This window comes from Christiangramia fulva, from assembly GCF_003024155.1.
GTDB classification, from domain to species: domain Bacteria; phylum Bacteroidota; class Bacteroidia; order Flavobacteriales; family Flavobacteriaceae; genus Christiangramia; species Christiangramia fulva.
Window position 1 is genome coordinate 2,854,394 of record NZ_CP028136.1, and the last position, 18,939, is coordinate 2,873,332.

At 31.5% G+C, this 18,939-nt stretch carries 22 protein-coding genes and 1 pseudogene; 2 read left to right on the forward strand and 21 right to left on the reverse strand.

What is annotated here, in order from left to right:
- Positions 1 to 20 precede the first annotated feature (20 nt).
- Positions 21 to 227, forward strand: a pseudogene (locus C7S20_RS12675) (integrase core domain-containing protein); the annotation flags it as partial.
- Between the two features lie 7 nt (positions 228 to 234).
- Here C7S20_RS12675 and C7S20_RS19885 read toward each other — a convergent pair.
- From C7S20_RS19885 to C7S20_RS12685, 3 genes are all read right to left on the reverse strand, one after another.
- On the reverse strand, positions 235 to 357 hold the full coding sequence (locus C7S20_RS19885) for a hypothetical protein (RefSeq protein ID WP_257791334.1): 123 nt from the start codon (positions 355 to 357) through the stop codon (positions 235 to 237).
- A gap of 162 nt (positions 358 to 519) precedes the next feature.
- Entirely contained in the window at positions 520 to 1,473 is a 954-nt protein-coding gene (locus tag C7S20_RS12680) for a hypothetical protein (RefSeq protein WP_107012813.1), read from the reverse strand.
- 168 nt (positions 1,474 to 1,641) lie between these two features.
- Positions 1,642 to 2,163 carry a hypothetical protein gene (locus C7S20_RS12685; protein ID WP_107012814.1) on the reverse strand — a complete coding sequence of 174 codons (522 nt, stop codon included), beginning with the start codon at positions 2,161 to 2,163 and terminating at the stop codon, positions 1,642 to 1,644.
- Between the two features lie 711 nt (positions 2,164 to 2,874).
- On the opposite strand from C7S20_RS12685, the gene C7S20_RS19560 reads away from it, so the two are divergent.
- A complete protein-coding gene (locus C7S20_RS19560) occupies positions 2,875 to 3,039 on the forward strand; it encodes a hypothetical protein (protein WP_159039928.1) in 165 nt (54 codons plus the stop codon).
- A gap of 163 nt (positions 3,040 to 3,202) precedes the next feature.
- On the opposite strand, the gene C7S20_RS12695 is transcribed toward C7S20_RS19560, so the two are convergent.
- The 18 genes from C7S20_RS12695 to C7S20_RS12780 form a co-directional block, all read right to left on the reverse strand.
- A complete protein-coding gene (locus C7S20_RS12695) occupies positions 3,203 to 4,009 on the reverse strand; it encodes a hypothetical protein (protein WP_107012816.1) in 807 nt (268 codons plus the stop codon).
- A gap of 178 nt (positions 4,010 to 4,187) precedes the next feature.
- Positions 4,188 to 5,231, reverse strand: coding sequence for a hypothetical protein (locus tag C7S20_RS12700; protein WP_159039929.1), 1,044 nt, complete (start codon positions 5,229 to 5,231; stop codon positions 4,188 to 4,190).
- Between the two features lie 172 nt (positions 5,232 to 5,403).
- Positions 5,404 to 6,006, reverse strand: a complete 603-nt coding sequence (locus C7S20_RS12705; protein ID WP_107012818.1) for a hypothetical protein — start codon at positions 6,004 to 6,006, stop codon at positions 5,404 to 5,406.
- 147 nt (positions 6,007 to 6,153) lie between these two features.
- Positions 6,154 to 6,690: a hypothetical protein gene (locus tag C7S20_RS12710; RefSeq protein ID WP_159039930.1), complete on the reverse strand. Its 537-nt coding sequence runs from the start codon at positions 6,688 to 6,690 to the stop codon at positions 6,154 to 6,156.
- Positions 6,691 to 6,851: 161 nt separating this feature from the next.
- A complete protein-coding gene (locus C7S20_RS12715) occupies positions 6,852 to 7,418 on the reverse strand; it encodes an AbiU2 domain-containing protein (RefSeq protein ID WP_107012820.1) in 567 nt (188 codons plus the stop codon).
- Between the two features lie 655 nt (positions 7,419 to 8,073).
- Complete coding sequence (locus C7S20_RS12720; protein WP_107012821.1) at positions 8,074 to 9,981, reverse strand: AAA family ATPase; 1,908 nt, start codon at positions 9,979 to 9,981, stop codon at positions 8,074 to 8,076.
- Between the two features lie 158 nt (positions 9,982 to 10,139).
- Positions 10,140 to 10,889 carry a hypothetical protein gene (locus C7S20_RS12725; protein ID WP_107012822.1) on the reverse strand — a complete coding sequence of 250 codons (750 nt, stop codon included), beginning with the start codon at positions 10,887 to 10,889 and terminating at the stop codon, positions 10,140 to 10,142.
- Between the two features lie 106 nt (positions 10,890 to 10,995).
- Complete coding sequence (locus C7S20_RS12730; protein WP_107012823.1) at positions 10,996 to 11,685, reverse strand: MAE_28990/MAE_18760 family HEPN-like nuclease; 690 nt, start codon at positions 11,683 to 11,685, stop codon at positions 10,996 to 10,998.
- Entirely contained in the window at positions 11,685 to 12,794 is a 1,110-nt protein-coding gene (locus C7S20_RS12735; protein WP_107014231.1) for a DUF262 domain-containing protein, read from the reverse strand. Before C7S20_RS12735 ends, C7S20_RS12730 begins: the two co-directional genes overlap by 1 nt.
- Positions 12,795 to 12,953: 159 nt before the next feature.
- On the reverse strand, positions 12,954 to 13,355 hold the full coding sequence (locus tag C7S20_RS12740) for a hypothetical protein (protein ID WP_107012824.1): 402 nt from the start codon (positions 13,353 to 13,355) through the stop codon (positions 12,954 to 12,956).
- A 44-nt stretch (positions 13,356 to 13,399) separates the two neighbouring features.
- On the reverse strand, positions 13,400 to 13,675 hold the full coding sequence (locus tag C7S20_RS12745) for a hypothetical protein (RefSeq protein WP_107012825.1): 276 nt from the start codon (positions 13,673 to 13,675) through the stop codon (positions 13,400 to 13,402).
- A gap of 410 nt (positions 13,676 to 14,085) precedes the next feature.
- A complete protein-coding gene (locus C7S20_RS12750) occupies positions 14,086 to 14,385 on the reverse strand; it encodes a type II toxin-antitoxin system RelE/ParE family toxin (RefSeq protein ID WP_107012826.1) in 300 nt (99 codons plus the stop codon).
- Positions 14,378 to 14,629, reverse strand: a complete 252-nt coding sequence (locus tag C7S20_RS12755; protein WP_107012827.1) for a type II toxin-antitoxin system ParD family antitoxin — start codon at positions 14,627 to 14,629, stop codon at positions 14,378 to 14,380. The genes C7S20_RS12750 and C7S20_RS12755 overlap by 8 nt, the downstream gene beginning before the upstream one ends.
- A 202-nt stretch (positions 14,630 to 14,831) precedes the next feature.
- Positions 14,832 to 15,128, reverse strand: a complete 297-nt coding sequence (locus C7S20_RS12760; protein ID WP_107012828.1) for a type II toxin-antitoxin system RelE/ParE family toxin — start codon at positions 15,126 to 15,128, stop codon at positions 14,832 to 14,834.
- A complete protein-coding gene (locus tag C7S20_RS12765; RefSeq protein ID WP_107012829.1) occupies positions 15,116 to 15,298 on the reverse strand; it encodes a hypothetical protein in 183 nt (60 codons plus the stop codon). The genes C7S20_RS12760 and C7S20_RS12765 overlap by 13 nt, the downstream gene beginning before the upstream one ends.
- 193 nt (positions 15,299 to 15,491) lie before the next feature.
- Positions 15,492 to 16,379, reverse strand: a complete 888-nt coding sequence (locus C7S20_RS12770) for a hypothetical protein (RefSeq protein ID WP_107012830.1) — start codon at positions 16,377 to 16,379, stop codon at positions 15,492 to 15,494.
- 161 nt (positions 16,380 to 16,540) lie between these two features.
- The gene (locus tag C7S20_RS12775; protein WP_159039931.1) at positions 16,541 to 17,608 is read right to left on the reverse strand and encodes a HEPN domain-containing protein; all 1,068 of its coding nucleotides are present in this window, start codon (positions 17,606 to 17,608) and stop codon (positions 16,541 to 16,543) included.
- Between the two features lie 53 nt (positions 17,609 to 17,661).
- Positions 17,662 to 18,822 carry a tyrosine-type recombinase/integrase gene (locus tag C7S20_RS12780; RefSeq protein WP_107012832.1) on the reverse strand — a complete coding sequence of 387 codons (1,161 nt, stop codon included), beginning with the start codon at positions 18,820 to 18,822 and terminating at the stop codon, positions 17,662 to 17,664.
- Positions 18,823 to 18,939: the final 117 nt, after the last annotated feature.

The window sequence follows — 18,939 nt, forward strand, 5'->3', positions numbered from 1 at the left end:
AATTCGAACCGAAATAGCCAAGAGGAGTTTTAAATAAATATATTTTTGATGATCTTGATCAGGTACGGGAACAAACCCAAGTCTGGATGGATGATTACAACAATCAAAGGCCTCATGATGCATTAGGAAAAATGGCACCAATAGAATATGCAAAAATTAATACGCTATTAGAAACTACAAATAAAACTAAAAACAATAATTTTATAACATCAAGCAGTTCTAATTAGGGGAAGCTTACAATTCCGCATATCCGTTTTCTCCATCTTTTGCGAGTTCGTAGCTACCTAAACCATATTTTTTAATTTGATTTAAATAATAATTTACTTGATCCTGATCTTTATTGTTTTCTTCTGACATAGAAACATTCAAATAAATAATGCACAACGGATACGTATATTCGTCAGTTGTGGTTGTGAAGATATGGATTTGTCCGATTTAGTTTTTTAAATTCTTGGTTTCTACGAATTTTGTTTTAGTTCAATGGCCGCAATTGCGAATATGCGATGTTGTAGGTAGTTTTTATTGGATCAAATCTTCTTGAGTAACCGAAATCATATCGGATTTCCCAATTTTACTTGCTGATTTCCTTTCAGCTACATCGATTACTATGAAATAATAATTTTTATGGTTGATAGTTAACATTGGAGGATAGAAACCCTTATTACCGTTTAAATCCAAATTAATTTGTGCTTTGTCAAAATTAAATATTACAAGAAATCCTTGTGTTTTGTTATAATTTTCTGTGTACTGTCTAATTTGAGTAAAACCTTCGCTAATTCTATGTTTTCCGTATTTTTTTTGCCGATCAAAGATTTTAATTTCAATAATTAATGGATCTGAAGTGTTTATGTTGCCTACAATATCTGCTCTACCCGATTTTGACTTAGGAGTTGAAAACGGATAATCTATTCCCTGATCGAATAGAAACATTCTCAAATCGTCTTCTAGTGAATCCTCATAATTCTTGTTTTGAGAGGTATATTGATTTAATAATTTTTCAGCGGTAAACCATTCTGTTCGCTTCTTATATTTTTCCAATAGATATACTATAGAATTATGATTTTCTAATGAATCTGCTATGAATTGTAAAAATGGAAGAATTAGATCGGAACAAATTCTTTTTTGATTTTCATGATAGTTCCCAAAATAAAAATGGGTTAGTCGGTGAATATTAAAATTATATTTTTTGGCTAGATATTTTGTTACCTGATAACATATCGAAGCTCTATGTTCTAAACTCTCGGTTCCAATTTCATAAAACTGGAATTGTAGATCGTCATCTAGTTTTTTTAGTTCTTGTTCATTTAGAAAATATTTTTTTTCAGCTTCAGTTATAATACCCTTTATTGTAGCATTATCTTCAATGTTTTTAAGTAGAAATTTCAAATCAAATTGAAAATTATCTAAGGTTGAATTTTGAACTCTGATATACCAATCATTAATATTCTGAACAAGATTTTTATTATAATACATAGAAGCTCAAATTTTGATTAAAAATTACCTACAACGGTTTGCGGTTATCGCAAGTTACGGGAGTAGGGACGCGAACTTGTCGGATTATTTATTTTCTTTCCTGGTTTCTAAAATTACACTTTTTCGGCAAAACCCGTAATTTGAGATGAACCGCTGTTGTAAACAGTTCTAGTTGAATTCTACAGGTAAAAATTCTTGTTCAGGAACTTTTTCAATATCGCAAGGATTTTTAACTACTCTTAATTTCTTTGCTAGTTTCAATCTTGTAATAACTCTTTTTCCCTGATTTTTATATTTAGGGAAATTCCATTTAAATAAAATTAAATTCTTTTTTTGTTTAATAAGTTTAAAAATGAATTCCGCTTTTAAATTTTCATTTTGACTTTTTATTAAAATACTATCATTTGTAACATTGTATTCAGAAATTTCAAATTTCGTCGGTTCATCGATTTGATGTTTTAAAAGAATAGATTTATTATCGATTATTATCTCGGGAGTTTGTCCATCACAGGGATCATATAAAAAATAACCTTCTTTATCTCTTTCAAGTTCTATCCACTCACCATTTAAGTCATTAAGATTATTCCATTTCTCTTTCGGTATATATTCAGCTGAATTTTGATTAAGGTTTGTTTCACAAGAGTAAATTATTCCAATTAAAATCAGAATTAAAATTTGTTCTTTTCTCATAACTTTCTGAATTGTTTACAACGGTTTTGGTTAACGCAAGTGCGGGAGTAGGGACGCGAACTTGTCAGTTTAACGTTTTCTAATTGGTCTCTAAAATATCGAATTTTATTGAAATACCCGCTATTTGCGATAACCAGTGTTACCTAGAGTTGCGCCACGTTCGAGTACACACGAAATGATTGGCCGGCGTTGCGGAAAGGGCAGCTCAAAATCAACAATTTCAGTTCGGATTAAAAATCAGAATATTTTCTTTCCTGGATTTTTCAGCCAGCCTTTTTTTGAACTCTCTTTTCAATGGAATTTTGTTGTTCAGTAAGGGTCGAAATTGGAGGTTTTTAATCCATTTTTCTAAATCTTGAAAATCTCTGTTTTTAAAGGCTTTTTTGAAAATTCTATTTCAGCAGGATTTTTCAGTTGAACTTTTTTTCCGAACATTCAGTTTACCAAAGCGCTTCCAGATTTATCGAATTTCGCCTGACAGGAAAATTAAAACTTTTTGCTCCAACTTGATCTTTCTGTATTCCGGTTGGCGCAATTCTTGGTAACGTCAAAGCATATGATTTCGGGCGGGAATAAAGGCACGGAGGTGTCCGAAGTGGAGAAAAGCTTTGTAAAATCCAAGACTAAACGCAAACACAAAAACCCGCCTGAATTATATGCAATGTTGTAGGTATGTAAGCCTACGGATTTGAAAAATAAAACTTAAAAAATATGATAACAGCATTAGTACATTACAAACAATGGGTAGATGCAGGACACCCACTACTTGACGGAACTTGGGTAGACCATTCCCAGGTGGTTGAAGTATTGAAATTAACAGACTTGAATGATATGTTTAGGCATATTACCAAGATTGAAATATTAGAACAAACGTAAGTAGGCTTATTACCTACAACGGTCTCGCATAACGACAAGTGGCGCGGAATTATGGATGCGGATTTGTCGGCTTACCAATTTAGTTTATTATGGAAACTAATTTAGTTCTTTTTTCTAAAACCCGCCATTTGCGATATGCGTTGTTGCCTGCTGTAATTAATTTCTATTCTTTGTCTCTGATCTCTAAATCATAGAAATATTCTTTTCCACAAGGACATTCTTCAATTAACTCAGGCTCATAAAAATTGATCATTTTTTTTACCGCTAAAATTGCTCTTGTATAGTCAAATTTTATGAGCTTTCTATAGGTTGATTTATATTGAGTGTTTGTGTTTTCTTCAATAGGTTTTAAGTGAATAATTTCATTCCTGAGTTCAATTAATAATCGAATTATTAAATTATCCCTTTTAAATTTACTCTTGAATTTTTTTCCTTTTATTTCAGGTAGAGCCTTATCTATCTTATGGAAAACAGATGGTTCAAACTTATCTCCATTTTTATCTAAAAATGGGTGATCTTCTGGGATTTGGCGATTCGCAAAGCTTTCTATGGCAGATTGTAAATTAATTATACAATTAGCTGCAAACTGAAAAAAGAATGCAAAATCTTTTTCATCTATTTCTTTCCTTAAATTTCTGAAAGTTGGCGATTTTTTAAAAAGATTTTCTCTTTTAAAAATTAAGTTTCTATGAAACATAACAGCATTTGAATAGAAAATCGAGGTAGGGTTTAATTCTAATTGAATTAGTTTTTTTCCTTTATGTAAAAAATCAAATCCAAATACAACTGAGTTGTCAAATTCTAAAAACATATCAAATCCTAATTCATCGGATAACTTATCAGTTTTTGAATATTGCTTTTGAATTTCTTTACTTCCTGTTGGGCTTTCAATATCCTTGGAAACTTCTTGAATATCTATTTTCTTTTCATATTTCTTAGTAGGCTTATATTTTATGTGGGTCAGATGCATTTGTTAGAATTTCGGATCGTCAATAATTATTGCAGGCAACGGCTTCGCATAACGACAAGTGGCGCGGAGTTTTGGATGCGGATTTGTCGGCTTACCGGTTTTGATTGTTATGGAAACTAAATTAGTTCTTTTCTATTAAACCCGCCATTTGCGATATGCGTTGTTACCTGCTGGCGATTTAACTATAGCTTTCTTCTAGTTTGGTAATTATTACCTTATAAATTTCTTCAAAGGTCATATTCTTGTTTTTGACATAATTGTCAAGTTCTTTGAAAACTATCTTTGATTTTGGCCAAAGTCGGTCATACTCAAAATCTCCTATTTTCTTACCATAGTTTAATGCAATTATTTTAGCAGTAATTCCACGAACAATTATTTCATCAATATTTGTTCTTTCATTTTTGAACTTGTCACTTTTTAGTTTTTCGTCGAATTCATCAGTGTAATATCTGTGAAATAAATCCTCAGTATACAAATGACTGTTCTCGTGAAAAGTAATTCTTCTATTTGTTTTATTCCATTTTGGAGTTAGAGATTTGTTTAGATCTATCGAATCTGATTTTTCACAAATATTAGCTAATAGGTATTTTCTTATTGAATCATTTTCTGGTAAAAATGTAATTGACCTGCTTGTGATATTGTTTAAAGGATCAAAATATATAATCAAATTTGGTTGTTTCTCAACCCTAAAAAAGTTATTCAGCTTCTGAGTTATTTTATTAGTCTTTATAGAATCTTTTAGTGGGATGAAGTTTATATCATATTCGTTTCTAAAATTAATAGTTTCTTTAAAATTTGAAATTAGCCTGGAAACTGAATCAATATTTTTTCCATACCAACCAAATTGATTTTCTAATTGAGATTTATCTAAATTCGATTTTGGTTTTAAATTCTTGTTCAATGCTAAAGCTAAAACTGGCAAATCTCCATTCCATAAATCTCCTTTGGCAATTTTTTGAACAAAAGGATGATTGGAATATTTTTTATAAGGTAAATAGTTTTCGGAGTAGAATTTGTCTTTACAAGGTCTTAAATCCGGCGATATACTATCCATTATTGCCAAATTATAAGCTAATCGGAATAGTTCTATTCGATCGTCTACCTTAATTTCAATTGAAGAATTGGCTTTCTCCGATATTTGTTTCTTAGATTTTTGGTTTCTGTTACAGCCCGAAATAACTAATGTCAATATTAAAATTAATAGCTTGTAATTCTTAATCATTCGGTTTTCTTCTTTTCTCGATTTTTAATTCGCTTGCAGGTAACGGTCCCGGTTAACACAAGTTGCAGGAGTAGGGATACGTACTTGTCATTTTAGATCTGGTTTGTTGATCAAGTTAATTAATTTCTTTCTAATGCACCCTGCAATTTGTGATAACCGTTGTTAGCCACAGTTATGATTTAAAGTTCTTTATAATCTGATCAAAATCTTTGTTTTCTGTATTCATTACAATCATAGTGATTGTTTTTAATCCTTGTGTAACTAAATATTGTGTCAAATAAAGTTCTTTTCCTTTCTTTATTCTTTTAAACTTCACCTTAATAATATCTGCATAAATCGGTTTATAGAATTCTTTTTCCAATAATTTATACTCCGTGCTGTCTTCTTTATCATCTTTAAATGAAGTCATTTTAAGCATATCTATATATTTATACATAGTCTTTTCATTTAAACTGATATGTTGACCAAGTATAAAAATTATGGAATTCTGAGGATTGTCTTTATCTACGAAATATTCAAATTGAACACCTGAATTTATCAATTGTAAATATTTTCTGTGGTTTAATGATAGTTTATCAATTGTATCGGTAGTAGCTAATCTTTGTTGAAAAATTGAATCCTTAGAGGCATCAAAGTAATTACCGGGAATATAAAATTCTTTTTCTAAGAAATTTATTTTTTTTAATTCATAATCCGGGAATTTACTATGCAACTCATTTTCTGTATTCTTGCATCCGAGTAGTAATACTATAACTAGCAGAAAAATTTTTCTCATAATTGGGGCTAACGGTCCCGTATATTCGTCAGTTGCGGTAGTGAAGATACGGATTTGTCCGATTTAGTTTTATAATTCCTGGTTTGTATAATCTTTCTTTTAGCTGAATGGCCGCAATTGCGAATATGCGATGTTGTGTGCAGTACTTTAAGTCATCCATTGTGCATATTCAACTACTACTGTCCAAATCCCATAAATCTTCGTTAGAAAGCATTTATATCCATAAGCACTTCCAGTAAATTTCCAAAAGGTTACAGAAACAATACAGTTTTCATAATTATCATCAAAAATGGGTTTACTAATTGAGATTACATTTTGTCTTTTATTTGTTTTTTGAAATAATAATTCAACGTTCTTTTTAGTCAAACACTTCTTGCTTTTTAATATATCAGGAGGATAATTTAATTTGCTTATAAATTTCGAATTCCAATTTTCATTCTTACTTGTTGCTCCATTTTGTTCAATTTCCTTTAAAATATTTTCAGGTATTTCTAGTTGAACATTTTCTTTGAAATCCTTTAAATCAAAAGCGGTTTTAGATTTTTCGCATTCAATATAAATCCTTGTTGTTCCTTTTTCAATTTCATGATCAATGACTTTTTTGAAAATATTTTGTTCCAAATTCCTTTGGGAAAAGCTCAAAGTTGAAATGAATATTAGAATTATGTTTATAGATATTTTCATGAGTATTGCACACAACGGTCTCGCATAACGACAAGTGGCGCGGAGTTATGAAAGCGGATTTGTCGGCTTACCGTTTTTGTTTGTTATGGAAACTAATTTAGTTCTTTTCTTTAAAACCCGCCATTTGCGATATGCGTTGTTGTGCGCTGTATGCTTTATTTTTATTGACTTTTTAAAATTCTTAATAACTCGCGAGAGCCTTTAAATCGACCGTGAACCATAAATCCGCCACTATAAGGTTCTAAAGAAAGTTTTTTCCTAGTTGTATTTATAATTTCCAGCATCTCGTTAAAGAAATCATCTATTTCATCAATATGAGTAGATCCTGATAGTTTTTTCTTTTGGATAGTATGGTCAAAATCAAAATGAGCTAAATTTTTTCTTCTATGATCTATTATATCTTGATGTTTTACTTTTAAATTTTCTGCTTGGTTTTGAACTTTTTTCCAATCTTCAATCTTTTCTTTTTTAAGAATCTCAGGCAGAGTAAAAATTGTCAAATTTGTGTTTCTTCCTTGTGTATGGCTATCTAATAATTTAGCTACTGTAATAAAAAAGTAATTCCAATAGAGCTCATTTAAATTATCGAAAAAATCAGGAAGATTTTCTTCACGTAAGTTTTCTATTTCTTTATCATCTGAAAAGACAATATTGAATTCAGTTATCTTTTGCTTGCTATGCAACCAAATCTGATATAATTTCTTTATTATTTCTTCGTTTTCTGGCATATTGCGCACAACGGTTTTGGTTAACGCAAGTGCGGGAGTAGGGACGCGAACTTGTCAGTTTAACGTTTTCTAATTGGTCTCTAAAATATCGAATTTTATTGAAATACCCGCTATTTGCGATAACCAGTGTTACCTAGAGTTGCGCCACGTTCGAGTGCACACGAAATGATTGGCCGGCGTTGCGGAAAGGGCAGCTCAAAATCAACAATTTCAGTTCGGATTAAAAATCAGAATATTTTCTTTCCTGGATCTTTCAGCCAGCCTTTTTTTGAACTCTCTTTTCAATGGAATTTTGTTGTTCAGTACGGGTCGAAATTGGAGGTTTTTAATCCATTTTTCTAAATCTTGAAAATCTCTGTTTTTAAAGGCTTTTTTGAAAATTCTATTTCAGCAGGATTTTTCAGTTGAACTTTTTTCCGAACATTCAGTTTACCAAAGAGCTTCCAGATTTATCGAATTTCGCCTGACAGGAAAATGAGGACTTTCTGCTCCAGCTTAATCTTTCTGATTTCCAGTCGGCGCAATTCTTGGTAACGGTCCCGGTTACCGCAAGTTGCGGGATTAAGGACGCGGATTTGTCGGATTACCTCTTTTCTTTCTTGAATTCTAAAATTACACTTTTTCGAAGACACCCGTTATTTGCGGTGAACCGATGTTATAAGCCGTTTTTTTGCACTAGTTCCTCAGGGAATTTCTTCAATAGAATTTGGTGAACTGATGGATTAAATTGGATAGCTTTAATAGATCTTTCAATAAAGTCCGAGATATTAAAGTTTTTATTAGCTATTTTTTTTAATCCCTTGTTATTATATACTGAAATAATCTTTTCATAGTTTTCTTGCTGGATTAAATCTTCCATCTCCAACTTTCTTTGTTTGTACCATTCTGGAATCTTAATCTCACTTAAAAATTTATTATAGTTTTCTCTTACATCATCAAGTGTATTACCCTTGGACATGTCTGAATCTTTATAGTAATAGTTAATCTTTGTAGATAGATAATTTGAAATTTGAAGTTCTAAATCTTTTTGAAACTGTTTTATTATTTCCTGTTGAATTCTTTGAACATCGGACTCATCTTTCAATATTTGATTAGCTAAAAATTTTAAAAATTCCTTTTCAAAAAAGAGATTTTCAATTTCCGAAACTGATATTGAAAACACACCCTTCTCTTTAAGTTTGTCTAGTCTATCGGAACTATGATGATCCGAATCAATTATACCGTAGGCTTTGACTGTTCTACTTTGAATTTTATTAAACGCTTTTGTGTAGTTTATAACTGAGAAGCAGCTCTCAACTGGAGTAATTGTAAAGTTTGGAAATAATGTATTATAAATTTTTTCATCAATACTACCTTTTTGTCCTTCACAGAATAGTATATTTTTTCTGCTCCCTAATAATTCTAATAAAAGAGATTCTGGTAAGGCATTAGACGGTATATTTTCAATTTCCCATCTGTTAGGATGTTTAAATGATTTTATCCAAACTTTCTTAGCAGTAGTTCTTCGTGTTGCAAAATCAAGGTCGTGAGTTAAATAAACAAAAATGCAATCTTGTCTCTCTTTCTCTAAAATATCCCATAGTTTGTTCAGAATGGTTTTATGTAGGTACATTTCAGGCTCGTCTACGACTATAAAACCAGATTCTGGCGCTTGAAGAACTTGAGCTATATGGTAAAGAGCTACTTTTTCACCATCACTCATTTGATGTGCAGGATATGAGTTTACACCATGAGAAGATAAGGTAATATTAATACCATCACTACAACTAATCTCTCGATGTTCTATTAACGAGTTCCATATAAATAGGGTTTTATCCAATTTAGTTACAGGAACAGTCGTATTATTTCCTCCGTCATTTAAATTATCACAAAACTTGTTTCTAATAGCGCTTCTTTCCGCCAATAAGTTATCTAGAAGTATTTGGAATTCCCCTCCAATTTGTTTTAGTATACTATATGCATTTCCATCATTAGCAGTGGAAAAAGTTGTTCTGAGAGATTTATCAGCAACCTGAGTATTTTTTAATTTTTGATTTGTTTGAACAAAGTTAGAAATTCCACTAAAAGTCGGAATGATCAACACTTTTTGAGCAGAAATAACAACACCATTGTTGGGTAAATATTTTTTTAGTTCATTTGATAACGTTGTCTTTCCACTTCCATTAGCACCGATTGCAACAATATTCTCTTTTAAAAAACCTAAAGTTTCAAAGAAGGCAAAATTGAATTTTATTAGTTCAAATTGAGATTGAATATTTTTAGCAGCGGTTTCGATTTGACGGTTTAAAGCAACTTTTTCTACATCGTTGAACTCATAATTTTCACTACGAACCGGTATGTACTGTAAAATAGTATTTAACTCATTTTGAAACTGGTTGATGTGATTTATTGAAAAATCACCGTTTTCGAGTAAATTTTTTAACAGTTCATAATGTTTAATTAAATCTTCATGTAGAATTATTATTTCAGCATCAGAATCAACCTTTTTTGAAAAGTTTAGTTGATTATTAAATCTGGATAATCCGCTTTCAATGGATTTAATAAGGTTTATTTTTTGTTGCATATTTTTTGATAAAAATGGCTTATAACGGTTACGGTTAACGCCAGTGTGCGGAATATAGCACGCGGAGTTGTCGGCTTATTATTTTGTTGTTTGGGGTTCTAAGTTATCGATTTTGTTGGAATACCGCGTATTGGCCGTTAACCGATGTTGTGCATTGTTTATTCCTCGAATGCATTATGGTAACTATCATACACTGGAAGCATTTTAATGTTTTCACTGTTCTCAATGATATTTTCTAAAAATGTTTGACAATTTTCCCAGAAGAAGTCTGCTATTTCTGAATTGATTAATTCTGTTGTCATAGACTGAATAAAATTTACTTTTTCAATCAGTTTCTTCTCCAATAAGTAGTTATATATTAATTCATAGTTCCCAAAGTGTCTCATTTTTAATTTACCATCTTCTTCTTTTACAGAGAATTTTATTGGCTTACTATGAGTTAACATATTTCTAAAGTAGAAAAGCATTACGATACATTTCCAATTATCTGAATCCGTTAAACTTTTTAAACTCACATTAAATACAAGTTTGAAAAAGTCATTTAAATCCGTCCAAGATGATTTATCGAGTTTTTTGTCGAAGAAGTTATAAATTCTACCATCTAAATCTGAATCATCCATTACAAGACCAGCTTCTTGTTTTATTGCTTCATAAATAAATCCTTCAATAATTAGAGCAGAATGAATCACTATTGACATATTTATAGCTTGTTTGAGATTCACTTCATCTCTTATGATTCTATGGAAATTTATTAATGAAGGAAATAACCACCAGGCATAAGTTTCTGCGGATTCCGCATATCCGTTTTCTCCATCTTTTGCGAGTTCGTAGCTACCTAAACCATATTTTTTAATTTGATTTAAATAATAATTTACTTGATCCTGATCTTTATTGTTTTCTTCTGACATAGAAACATTCAAATAAATAATGCACAACGGTCTCGGCTATCGCAAGTTGCGGGAGTTGGGACGCGGAGTTGTCGGTTTAATCGGTATCTTGCCTGATTTATAAAAATTACACTTTTTCGACTAAACCCGTTATTTGCGATGAGCCGTTGTTGGGTGCTGGCTTTTTAAAAGATTCTAAAATTGCACTATTTTCTATCTGCTTTTTTAAATGTTCCATTAAAGCAATAATATCATCAAAGAACTCTATAAATGTTGGGTAATCAACTAATTTATGCTCTCCGTGAGCGATATGATTTCTTTCGTCAACTAAATCATTTACTAAATCTCTCTGACTCTCAAAATGAGCATCTTTTAAATCCATTATGAAAAGAATTTCTTCTAACACATCATATTTCAAATTTGATTTAGTATTGATAATATTTTTGGTTGGAATGTTGGATTGCTTATCAACCCTGTCAAAAATAAAATCTATTATTTGTGTTTTGCTTTCGATGCTATTCTCTTTCAAGTTTCCTAATTTCTTTTGAAGAGATAGAGCTACGAACTGGTTTTTTAGTTCTTTGTGCTTCAAACCTTTATTTGCCACAAATTCTAAATAGTATGATAAACTTATTTTGACAAAACCTTCCCAATGTGCGTATAAGAGAGGCATTGTGGCTCTTATCATTGCATTTTGTAGGGAGTTTTTACTCTCGGGAATTTTGTTTTTCAGTAAAGTAAGCTCTTTTCTTCTCCAAGAAAAATCTGCAATAATTTTATCAGTTAGTTGATCAAATGTCAAGACACTTTTACCCATTACTTTTGAAAATAATCTTTAGTAAATGGTATTATTTTTGGAATTCTAGTGCGAGCATTCGAACCTGACCCAGTATATCTTTGGAAAGTTTCATCACTATGTAATCTTTCAACTTTTTCCTTGAATAAATTATTGTCTGCTGGAAAATTGTATTCATCCATATTATATGCTAGACCAATAGTTACTGCTTCAAATGCTGATTCTAAAAATTTTCCTTTGAATTTATTGCCGTCATATCTTTTGAAAGCATCCTCTCCCAAAATATTGTTTATTATACTAAATACTTGATTGAATTTCTCTTCTAATCTTTGGTATTCAAAGTTTGGCTCACGCAATATTTGTTCTACAATTTCGTCAAAGAAATCACTTAATTCTTTCTTGGTGGTATAGTTGTATTCTGATAAAGCGATGAATCTAAGTACAAGCTCCATCGGATATTGTTCATCGAATAATCTTTCGCTTAAGGAAATAGTATTTTTAAAATCTTCGTTATTTGATAAATTTTTAAACCAGGTAAAGGTTTCCTTATTTATCATAATCATTACACTATTTCGAACTTCTTGGTCAGAGGCAAAAGATCCTCCAGTGTTCAATCTCTGAAAAACATCAAATTTTGCATTTGGACCAGAATCACTGAGTATTATGGAAAGATTCAATTTAGAACGTTTAATCTGTAGCTTTAAAGGATTTGGTAATTCAATTTCCTCATCATTTTCTTTTTCCCATACCATACCCTCCAAGTGAGGCAAATACTTAGTTCCTTCTAACACTAGTTTACCTTTCTTAGGAACATCTTCTACTTCGGGTAATTCACTCATAAATTGTAAGAGTGTTGATATCCTTTGCAATCCGTCAACGACCTCCCATATTCCATCTTCCCGTTGAAAAACAAAGATTGATGGAATTGGAATACCAAGCAAAATTGATTCAATAAGTTTTGTTTTTTGTGTGTTACTCCAACGAAAATATCTTTGAAAATCCGGGTTAATAAGTAGTTCTTCGTTCTTGTGAAGATTTATCAGTTCACCAATTGACATTGGATAACTATCAGTTTTGAATTCTGTTTTTTTATCTTCAATTTCTCTTAATAATGTGTCTTGTTTACTCATAATTTTGTTTGAAGCTTGCACCCAACGGTCCCGGTTAACGACAAGTGGCGCGGAGTTATGGATGCGGATTTGTCGGCTTACCGATTTTGTTTGTTATGGAAACTAATTTAGTTCTTTTTTCTAAAACCCGGCATTTGCGATAACCGTTGTTGGCAGCTGTTATAAGTTAGCATTTACACTTCTTACTTTTTTAAGGAAAAGTATTTTGCGTACTCCAAAAAGAATTAACCATAAACCGACTAAAAAAGTAATTAATATCATAGCGAAAGTTGAGTTTAGCAACTCTTGAAATAATAGATAAAAAATTCCAACTGCATATAAAATTGAAAAAATTCCGGTATAAATTTTTATTCCCTCTAGATATTTCTTTTTAAGAATATCAGAAATTCCGATTATTAATAGGAAGATTAAATCGATAGATATTAGTATGGTTAGTAGAACATTTTTCCAATCGAAATCTGATTCTTTATTGATTATTAATAAAGCATATCCAAATAAGAAAATAAATATGAATCTTGATATTTTCCAAAATATTCGTGTTTTAGAGAAAAATTTTTCCATAGTTCAGTTATAATTATTCTTTTTGAATCCTTTTGTTCTTTATTCTACACACAAAAATAATTGCTGCCAACGGTTTTGGTTAACGCAAGTGGCGCGGAGTAGGGAGGCGAACTTGTCAGTTTAACGTTTTCTAATTGGTCTCTAAAATATCGAATTTTATCGAAATACCCGCTATTTGCGATAACCGGTGTTGTAATAAGTTGCGCCTCATTCGAGTGAGCACGAACTGATTGGCCAGTGTTGCTGAAAAGGCCGTTAAAATCTTTCAATTTTAGCAGCAATAAATTCTCTTTTTCTTCTTTTCTGAATCTTTCAGCCAAACTTTTTTTGAACTAACTTTTCAATGGAATTTTGTTGTTCAGTAAAGGTAGAAATTGGAGGATTTTTAATCCATTTTTCTAAATCTTGAAAATCTCTGTTTTTACAGACTCTTTTTCAAATTCTATTTCAGCAGGATTTTTCAGTTGGACTTTTTTCCGAACATTCAGTTTACCAAAGAGCTTTCAGATTTATCGAATTTCGCCTGACAGGAAAACGAGAACTTTATGCTCCAACTTGATCTTTCTGTTTTCTGGTCGGCGCAATTTTTTACAACGGTTTGCGGTTATCGCAAGTTGCGGGAGTAGGAACGCGGACTTGTCAGATTAACTATTTTCTTTCCTGGTTTCTAAAATTACACATTTTCTGCAATACCCGTTATTTGCGATGAACCGCTGTTAGGTGTAGTTTTTTATTCTCGAATCCTTCTTTTTAAATCCATACTTCCGTGTAATATTCTTGTGATTTCAATCTCATCTATAGAAATCTCGCGATAAAATATAATATGTTTTTTTACTCTTAATCCGAGTAATCCAGAAGTAATTCCTTCATAGTTTTTTCCCAAGAATGGTTTTTGAGTTATTTCCTCAAAACTTTCAATCAGATTTTGATAGTAAATGTCAGCTTGTTGTTCTGACCATTTTTCTAGTGTATAATCCCAAATATTAGCTAAATCAGCGACTGCCTTTTTGGTTAAATAATATTTAGCCATTCAGTCGTTTATTTGATTTTAAAGATTCAAGATGTTTTTTTGGATCGAAATTGTAATCAATTCCACTATCAATTCCTTCTTGAATTGCATTTTTCAATGCAGCAACTTTACTTTCTTCTTCTTCTAATAATCTTAATCCAGCGCGAATGACTTCGCTAACATTTTTGTATCTGCCTTCATTTATTCTACTTCTAACAAATTGGTCAAAGTAATCACCTAATGATATGGACGTGTTTTTATTCATTTTTCATCTTTTTTCAAATATACCCAAAATTGGTAACTTTCACAAGTTGAAAAATTATACCTAACGGTTGCGTATAATCGTCCGTTGTGGTAGTGAATATACGAATTTGTCAGTTTAGTAGTATCGTTCCTGGTGAATGAGCGTATTGTTTTAATTCAAATGGGCACAATTGCGATTATGCGCTGTTAGCTTGCGTAAGTTATCAGATCTTTCTCCTATATAAATCGCGAGCAGAATGATGTACAGTAAGAATATCAATTCTTTCTGGATCAATTATTTTATAAATTATCCGGTAATTTCCTTCAATCAGTTCTCGAATATTTTGTTGATTAATTTCTTCTGTAATTTTCCCTGAATAGATTTGAGATTTTAATATTCTAGTTCGAGTTGTTATTCTTAAAACTTGAAGTTTAGCATACTTTTTGGAATCTTTTGAAATATATTCAGCAATATCTTGTAGATCATTTTTTGCTTGAATAGTCCAATTTATTCGAACCATTTGTCAATCTCATTATTTAAGTCAGATTCAGAAATTATTTCTCCTTTTTCAGATTGTTTATTTCCATTCTCAATTTTTTCAATTAAGATCAAACGTTCGACCAGTTGGTCAATTGAAAATTGCTCTGGAAAACTTTCAATCTGTTGTTTTAAAGTTGTTTTGGTCAACATAACTCAAATTATTTATAATCGGAAAGATACAATTTTATGTTCTTTACTGCTAACAAAATTTATGCAAGCTAACGGTCTCGGTTATCGCCAGTTGGCGGAATAAGGTACGCGGATTTGTCGGCTTAGTATTGGTTTGTTGGTCAAGTTAATTATTTTCTTTCTAACGGTGCCGCTTATTGGCGATGAACCGTTGTTATATGCAGTTTTTGTTAAGCACACCTTCCATTTCTCTATCTTTTGAATCTAGAATATGTTTTTTTGAAGTTATATTAATGATATTCCAATATTCATTCTCATCTAGAATGTCCCACATTAAATTATTACCCTCATAATCTTTTAATTTACCACTTCTCACAAATTCCAAAGTTTTTGGATGTTTTAAAAACATTTCTTGTTGTTCTTTGAACATTGCTTGAGTGGCTTCAATCATTTTCTTGAGAGATTCGTCCGTTCTCTTTGTTAAATAAATGCATTCATCAAAATCTTCATTTTTACCATACACTCCTTGAGCATCATAACTACGCCATTTATGAACTTTAATGGAAAAAATTTCTGAACCCATATTTTCAGGAACATTTGAATTTTGTGTTATTTCGAAAACTTCTTCTTTAAAGTATAAGTTTAAAATGAATAGAGCTGCTAGAATATCAAATAAGTATTTTAATGATCCAAAATGTAAAGATTCATATCTATTATGTTTTAAATTTTGATATGCATTATTCCAACTATAGGTTAACTTATTTCTAAAATTTTTCTCTTTTTTTATAAATGGTTTGATGATCTTTTGAGATTGGAAACAAGAAGAAGAACTTATAATAATAACTTTATCTTCTAATTTCCATATTTGATTTAAATGCTTGATACAGTCTTTGTCAAATAATATGTTATTCTCTTTGACTCCTCCATTCTTTTTATAAAGTTCTTTGGCAATGGATTCTATTTCTGCTGCAGACCTTAAAATCAGATCTGAAATTTTAGAGGAATAAACATTTATTTGATTATCATCAATATGTATATCATAGGTTAATTTAGCCAATTCTGACTCTATGTTCTTGTATACAGGCCAGTAAATATTTGTCATATTTTTCTTAAAAATTGCATATAACGGTCTCGGTTATCGCCAGTTGGCGGAGTAGGGAACGCGGATTTGTCGGCTTATTATTGGTTTGTTGGTCAAGTTAATTATTTTCTTTCTAACGGTACCGCTTATTGGCGATGAACCGTTGTTGGCAACCGTTAATTCTAAAAGGTTTTGTTGTGAAGTTCAATAACAAAATCTTCAAATGCGGAAAGACATTTTCTTCCAAATTGAACTTGTACAAAAATTGGATCTGCACTATGATCTTCCATATTAAATGAAGCTTCGTACATTGAGTAATGCACAATTCTATGTCTGTATTTTATTACCTCTTTTATTAAATCAATTTTTTCAGTTGGAATATTTAAATTTTCAAAAAAGGAAATATTATATCCTTTTTTAAAAGCTGTATTGCACCTTTTGAAATTTTGAAAATCAATTCTTTTCTTATCTACAATATATTTTAAAGGAGATACATTATTTTCTCTTGCTTTTTCAATTATATATTCTTCAATATTATTTTCTTTTTCAAGTTTTGTAGAAAATGAATTCAATAAATCAGAAAAATTTAAAGTTTTTCCTTCCTTTTCCATCTCTAAAAATCTGGTTTTACAATAACTTTCAAAACCCGTTACCATAATTACTAAGGCCATATTGGTAATTACGGATTCCCATCTTTTTTCTTCACTTTTAGACTTACTATCGAATAGAAGATTTATTGCATCAACTTTACTTTGCCAATTATCTCTTGCTGTCGGCTGAATAAATGGTTTTCCTCCGACATACATTTCAAACCCCATCGTTTGAACGTTATCATCACCAATTTGAATTACTCCACCATCTGGTGCAACTCTAAATTTTTTATTTGAATTTTCACCTTCACCCGTCAAAACTTTCTTATCACCAGTTGTATTTGTAATGTGTAAGCTTATGTTTTCTGGCTTCCAGGTCATAAAGATTCTTATGCCTTCGGAATAAGATAAATCTGAAATATTTACTGTCGCTACTTTAGTTCCTGTACCAGGTGAAGAGCGGTAATATTTTAAATTTACATTATTGTCTTTCTCAAGTCTATAATATATTTCACCAGCTACTATTTCGTAAATAATTCCTCCTAAATCCTTTTCGAAAAGTTTATCTGCACTAAATGTAAATGAAAATGTACCTTCAGGAATCTTCAGGTTTTCAATCACTTCTTTACTATGTGGGTTTTGAAAATTTTTTGGATTCACGACTTTTGATTTTAATGGTTGCCAACTCGTTATATCCACGTAAATATACATTATTATCCGAGAATGTTTCGGGATAAACGCAGGTTTGGGTTTCCATTATCCGTAGCCCCTTTATCAAGTAGATCTTTTAAACTCCTGTCTAACGGGCTTTCAATTTTCGTAAGGTCATGACGCGTTACATGGGTGTAGATCATCGTGGTTTCCGGTTTTGCGTGCCCCAGTAAAGCCTGGATGTAACGTAAATCTGTTCCGTTTTCCAGCATATGTGTAGCGAAACTGTGCCTTAAGGTATGTGGGGTAACTCTTTTCCTGATCTTCGCCCGTGCTGAAGATTCTTTTAAAAAACTACGAATTGACGAAGAAGAGTATTGACTTCCCTGGTACCCTTCCACAAAAAAACGCTTAGGTTCATAGGTTTGAACATAATTAAAGAAAAGTGGCAAAAAACTTTCGGCTAGCATCACATAACGGTCCTTCCTGCCTTTTGACTGTTTTATTTGTATTTGCCGCCGGTCAACATCTATATCTTTTAGCTCAAGTTTTATCAGCTCGCCAATTCTTAGACCCGAAGAATAAATGAGCGCCAACACACTGCGATGCTTTAAATTTCGTGTAACCCGCAAAATATCCAGGATTTCTTCCTTGCTCAAAACACTGGGCAGATAACTGCTTTTTTTGGGCCTTTTCAGCTGAGTCGTGTCAAAAGCCGCATTTTCGCTAAGATCAAAATAATGTTTCAGAGCGCTGATGCATTGCCTATGAGTACTAATAGAGTAGTTTTTTTCAGCAATTTCGGCCTCGACAAATCGGGCTACATCGGTTTCAGAATATTCCTCTTTGAAATTGTGGAATCTCAGGAACTTTTCGGTAAAAGACATATAAGTGCAAATGGTACTTTCACTATGTCGCAATCCCTTCAGGTACCTGTGGTAGCCCACAATTTTTTCATTATTGACCTCAACTGTCTTTTCTTCGGGAATTTTTGAAAAATCCAGCAGGGACTGGTTCATAATAATATGGTTTTTGCGGAGATGTTCTGATAGTTCATGAAGGATTTTCCTATTCGCGGGAACATAAAAACACCCGTGGGTTTTAGTCCATCGCACCGCCTCTAATTGCTTAAGAGTTTCTTTTATTTGAAGGTCGAATTTGAAATCGATGCCGATCTGTTCCCTGTTTTTATGCCGAAACAGGAATAAACTTACTTTTTTCATATAGCGATAATTCAGTCAAATATAACTGAAAAACAGTTCGTTAGGTCGAAAAAAATGTTGCCTGGAATAAAATTTCCGTAAATATTGGAATATAGATATTTACTTAAATGACGGTAA

What these genes read in the sequence shown, in the direction of transcription:
- C7S20_RS19885 (WP_257791334.1), bottom strand. Translation starts at nt 357, where the DNA reads ATGTCAGAAGAAAACAATAAAGATCAGGATCAAGTAAATTATTATTTA.
- C7S20_RS12680 (WP_107012813.1), bottom strand. Translation starts at nt 1,473, where the DNA reads ATGTATTATAATAAAAATCTTGTTCAGAATATTAATGATTGGTATATC.
- C7S20_RS12685 (WP_107012814.1), bottom strand. Translation starts at nt 2,163, where the DNA reads ATGAGAAAAGAACAAATTTTAATTCTGATTTTAATTGGAATAATTTAC.
- C7S20_RS19560 (WP_159039928.1), top strand. Translation starts at nt 2,875, where the DNA reads ATGATAACAGCATTAGTACATTACAAACAATGGGTAGATGCAGGACAC.
- C7S20_RS12695 (WP_107012816.1), bottom strand. Translation starts at nt 4,009, where the DNA reads ATGCATCTGACCCACATAAAATATAAGCCTACTAAGAAATATGAAAAG.
- C7S20_RS12700 (WP_159039929.1), bottom strand. Translation starts at nt 5,231, where the DNA reads ATGATTAAGAATTACAAGCTATTAATTTTAATATTGACATTAGTTATT.
- C7S20_RS12705 (WP_107012818.1), bottom strand. Translation starts at nt 6,006, where the DNA reads ATGAGAAAAATTTTTCTGCTAGTTATAGTATTACTACTCGGATGCAAG.
- C7S20_RS12710 (WP_159039930.1), bottom strand. Translation starts at nt 6,690, where the DNA reads ATGAAAATATCTATAAACATAATTCTAATATTCATTTCAACTTTGAGC.
- C7S20_RS12715 (WP_107012820.1), bottom strand. Translation starts at nt 7,418, where the DNA reads ATGCCAGAAAACGAAGAAATAATAAAGAAATTATATCAGATTTGGTTG.
- C7S20_RS12720 (WP_107012821.1), bottom strand. Translation starts at nt 9,981, where the DNA reads ATGCAACAAAAAATAAACCTTATTAAATCCATTGAAAGCGGATTATCC.
- C7S20_RS12725 (WP_107012822.1), bottom strand. Translation starts at nt 10,889, where the DNA reads ATGTCAGAAGAAAACAATAAAGATCAGGATCAAGTAAATTATTATTTA.
- C7S20_RS12730 (WP_107012823.1), bottom strand. Translation starts at nt 11,685, where the DNA reads ATGGGTAAAAGTGTCTTGACATTTGATCAACTAACTGATAAAATTATT.
- C7S20_RS12735 (WP_107014231.1), bottom strand. Translation starts at nt 12,794, where the DNA reads ATGAGTAAACAAGACACATTATTAAGAGAAATTGAAGATAAAAAAACA.
- C7S20_RS12740 (WP_107012824.1), bottom strand. Translation starts at nt 13,355, where the DNA reads ATGGAAAAATTTTTCTCTAAAACACGAATATTTTGGAAAATATCAAGA.
- C7S20_RS12750 (WP_107012826.1), bottom strand. Translation starts at nt 14,385, where the DNA reads ATGGCTAAATATTATTTAACCAAAAAGGCAGTCGCTGATTTAGCTAAT.
- C7S20_RS12755 (WP_107012827.1), bottom strand. Translation starts at nt 14,629, where the DNA reads ATGAATAAAAACACGTCCATATCATTAGGTGATTACTTTGACCAATTT.
- C7S20_RS12760 (WP_107012828.1), bottom strand. Translation starts at nt 15,128, where the DNA reads ATGGTTCGAATAAATTGGACTATTCAAGCAAAAAATGATCTACAAGAT.
- C7S20_RS12765 (WP_107012829.1), bottom strand. Translation starts at nt 15,298, where the DNA reads ATGTTGACCAAAACAACTTTAAAACAACAGATTGAAAGTTTTCCAGAG.
- C7S20_RS12770 (WP_107012830.1), bottom strand. Translation starts at nt 16,379, where the DNA reads ATGACAAATATTTACTGGCCTGTATACAAGAACATAGAGTCAGAATTG.
- C7S20_RS12780 (WP_107012832.1), bottom strand. Translation starts at nt 18,822, where the DNA reads ATGAAAAAAGTAAGTTTATTCCTGTTTCGGCATAAAAACAGGGAACAG.